We start from the raw sequence: 3,407 nt of genomic DNA on the forward strand, positions 1-3,407 counted from the left end.
CCTCCGCCGCGCGCCCGCCCTCCGCCGCGCGCCCGGCCCCGGCGGCGGCCCCGTCCGCCGGCGCCGTCCCGCCGCCGCGCCGGCCGTCCTTCGCCTCCCCCCGCCCCGGCGTCGACCTGCGCACCGGCTCGGCCCGCGCCTTCGGCACCTTCGGCGAGCTGCTCCAGGGCGCCCTGCCCGGCGGCCAGGAGTTCCTGGTGACGCTGCCGGTGGACCGCTGGGCGCGGGCCCGCTTCCGGCTCGACCCGGGCGGCCCGCTGCGGGTGTTCCCCTCGCACAAGACCAAGACCCGGCGGGTGGCCGAGGCGATGCTCGCGGCCTGCGGGCGCCCGGCCGGCGGGGTGCTGCTGCTGGACGGCGACCTGCCGGTGGGCAAGGGCATGGCCAGCTCCTCGGCCGACCTGGTGGCCACCGTGCGGGCGGTCGGCGCCGCGGTGGGCCTGGACACCTCGCCCGCCGAGGTGGAGCGCTGGCTGCGCCCGATCGAGCCGACCGACGGGGTGATGCACCCCGAGGTGGTGGCCTTCGAGCACCGCGAGGTGCGGCTGCGCGAGCGCCTGGGCGGCCTGCCGGCGGCGACCGTGGTCGCGGTGGACGAGGGCGGGCTGCTGGACACGGTGGCGTTCAACCGGGTGCCGAAGGTGTTCTCCCCGGCGCAGCGCGCCGAGTACGCGGAGCTGCTGGCGGAGCTGGGTGCGGCGCTGCGGGCCGGGGACCTCGCGCGGGTGGGGGCGGTGACCACCCGCAGCGCGGTGCTGAACCAGCGCCTGGCGCCCAAGCGCAACCTGGACGCGGTGCTGGCGATCGCCGAACGGGTCGGCGCCGCCGGGGTGGTGTGCGCGCACAGCGGCACCCTGCTGGGCGTCCTGCTGGACGAGAACGACGCCGACCACGGGCCCCGGCTCGCCGCCGCCCTGGCGGCCTGTTCGACCCTGCCCGGCACCACCACCACGGTCCGGGCCCTCACCCTTCAGGACATGGAGCTTGCTGATGCGGCATGAATCGATCGTCGACGCCATCGGCCACACGCCACTGGTCCGGCTGCGGGTGCCCGCGCCGGAGGGCGTCGAGGTGTACGCGAAGCTGGAGCTGGCGAACACCTTCGCGATGAAGGACCGGGTGGCCCGGCAGGTCGTCACCGAGGCCCGCCGCTCCGGGGCCCTGCGGCCCGGGGCGCCGATCGTGGAGAGCTCCTCGGGGACGATGGCGCTCGGCCTGGCGCTGGTGGGCACCCACCTCGGGCACCCGGTGCACATCGTCACCGACCCGCGGATCGACCCGATCACCCTGGCCAAGCTGCGCACCCTGGGCTGCGAGGTGCACGTGGTGTCGGCGATGGGCGACCAGGGCTGGCAGTCGGCCCGGCTGGACCTGCTGGCCGAGCTGATGACCGGTCTGCCGGGCGCGTTCTGGCCGCAGCAGTACTCCAACCCGCAGAACCCGGCGGCCTACCGGGGCCTGGCCGAGGAGCTGGTGGCCGACCTCGGCACGGTGGACGTGGTGGTGGGCTCGGTGGGCAGCGGCGGTTCGCTGTGCGGGACGTCCCGGGCCCTGCTGGAACGTTTCCCCGAGCTGACGGTGGTCGGCGTGGACGCCGTCGGCAGCGTGCTGTTCGGCCAGCCCGACGTACCGACCCGGCGCCAGTCCGGCCTCGGCAACAGCCTCTACCCGGACAACATCGACTACCGGCTGATCGACGAGGTGCACTGGCTCTCCGACGACGAGGCCTTCGACGCGACCCGGGCGCTGGCCCGGGAGCAGAAGATCTTCGCCGGGAACACCTCCGGCTCGGTCTACCGGGTGCTGACCCACCTGGCGGCGCACGCCGCGCCCGGCACCAAGCTGGTCGGCATCATGCCGGACCGCGGTGACCGCTACGTGGAGACGGTGTACGCCGCCGACGCCGTGGTGTCCGGCACCGCCGCGGAGGCCGGCGCCGACCGGACCCCCGTGATCGCCACCGAGCCCACCCCCGTCCGCTACGGCGAGCTGGTCAGCACCTGGTCGTACGCGCGGATCTCCCGCCGGGAGCGCCCGCTGCTGTTCTTCGTGGAGTCCAACACCACCGGCACCGGCATGCTCGCGCTGACCACGGCCGTGCGGCTCGGCCTGGAGCCGGTGCTGTTCGTGGTGGACCCGGCCCGCTACCAGGGCCTGGCCGAGACCGGCGCCCGGGTGGTGGTCTGCGACACCGACGACCCGGAGGCGCTGCGCAAGGCCGCCGAGGTGGCCGCCGGCGACCGCGAGGTGGCGGGCGTGACCACGACCAGCGAGTACTACCTGGTCCAGTCGGCCGCACTGGCCGAGGGGCTGGGCGTGGCGGCCAACCCGGCGGCGGCGCTGGCCGCCTGCCGGGACAAGTCGGCGACCCGGCGCACCCTGCTGGCGCACGGGGTGCGCCAGCCCCGGTTCGCCGAGGTGCGCGACCCGGCCGAGGTCGAGGCGGCGGTCGCGGCGGTGGGCCTGCCCTGCGTGGTGAAGCCGGTGGACGAGTCCGGCTCGCACGAGGTGCTCTGGTGCGAGGACGTCGCCACCGTCGCCGCGCAGGCCCGCAAGCTGCTGGCCGTCACCCGCAACGTGCGCGGCCAGGCCAGCGCCGGGACGGTGCTGGTGGAGGAGTACCTGACCGGGCCGGAGTTCAGCGCCGAGATGTTCCGGGCGGACGGCGGGACCTCCTGCGTCGGCATCACCCAGCGCACCGTCAGCGAGCTGCCGTACTTCGTGGAGACCGGGCACCTGTTCCCGGCGGTGCTGCCCGAGGAGACGGCGGCGGCGATGGCCGACACCGCCCGGCGCGCCCTGGAGGCGGTCGGTCTGGAGCGCGGCCCGGCGCACGTCGAACTGCGGCTGACCGCCGACGGGCCGGCCGTGATCGAGATCAACGCCCGGCTGGCCGGCGGCATGATCCCGGAGCTGATCCGGCCCGCGACCGGCATCGACCTGCTGGACCAGCAGATCCGGGCCGCCGCCGGGCTGCCGCTGAACCTGACCCCGGAACGGTCCCGTTCGGCCGGGATCCGGTTCCTGATCGCCGCCGGGGAGGGCCGGCTGACGGCCGTCGAGGGCGTCGAGCGGGCGGCTGCGGTCGCCGGGGTGGAGCGGGTCACCGTGACGGCGGCCGCCGGGCGCGCGGTGCGGCCGGTCCGCGAGGCGTACGACCGGCTGGGGCACGTGATCGCGGTCGGGGACGGTCCCGAGGAGGTGGGCGAGGCGCTGGACGCCGCGCTGGCCGAGCTGACGGTCGTGGTCGAGGCCGAGTAGCCGGAGTACGAGTAGCCGGAGTACGAGGCGTCGGCGTACGAGGCGTCGGCGTACGAGGCGTCGGAGTACGAGGAATCGGCGTACGAGGGAGGGGGGGGGGCGCGCGCCCGGGCCGGCCGCGCCCCCCGGCGGGGGGGGGGGCCGCG

Annotated in this window: 2 protein-coding genes; both read left to right on the top strand. The window is 76.2% G+C overall.

The features are described from left to right. A partial coding sequence (locus ACFWXO_RS38490) for a hypothetical protein (protein ID WP_380530097.1) occupies nucleotides 1-1,001 on the top strand: 1,001 nt, incomplete at its 5' end. Continuing rightward, nucleotides 991-3,261, top strand: coding sequence for a pyridoxal-phosphate dependent enzyme (locus tag ACFWXO_RS38495; protein WP_380530100.1), 2,271 nt, complete (start codon nucleotides 991-993; stop codon nucleotides 3,259-3,261). The genes ACFWXO_RS38490 and ACFWXO_RS38495, both read left to right, overlap by 11 nt. The last annotated feature ends 146 nt before the right edge of the window (nucleotides 3,262-3,407 follow it).

The sequence above is a fragment of the Kitasatospora sp. NPDC059088 genome, from assembly GCF_042738155.1.
Lineage (GTDB): Bacteria > Actinomycetota > Actinomycetes > Streptomycetales > Streptomycetaceae > Kitasatospora.

Coding starts and splice junctions, on each gene's coding strand:
- ACFWXO_RS38495 (WP_380530100.1), top strand. CDS start 991: ATGCGGCATGAATCGATCGTCGACGCCATCGGCCACACGCCACTGGTC.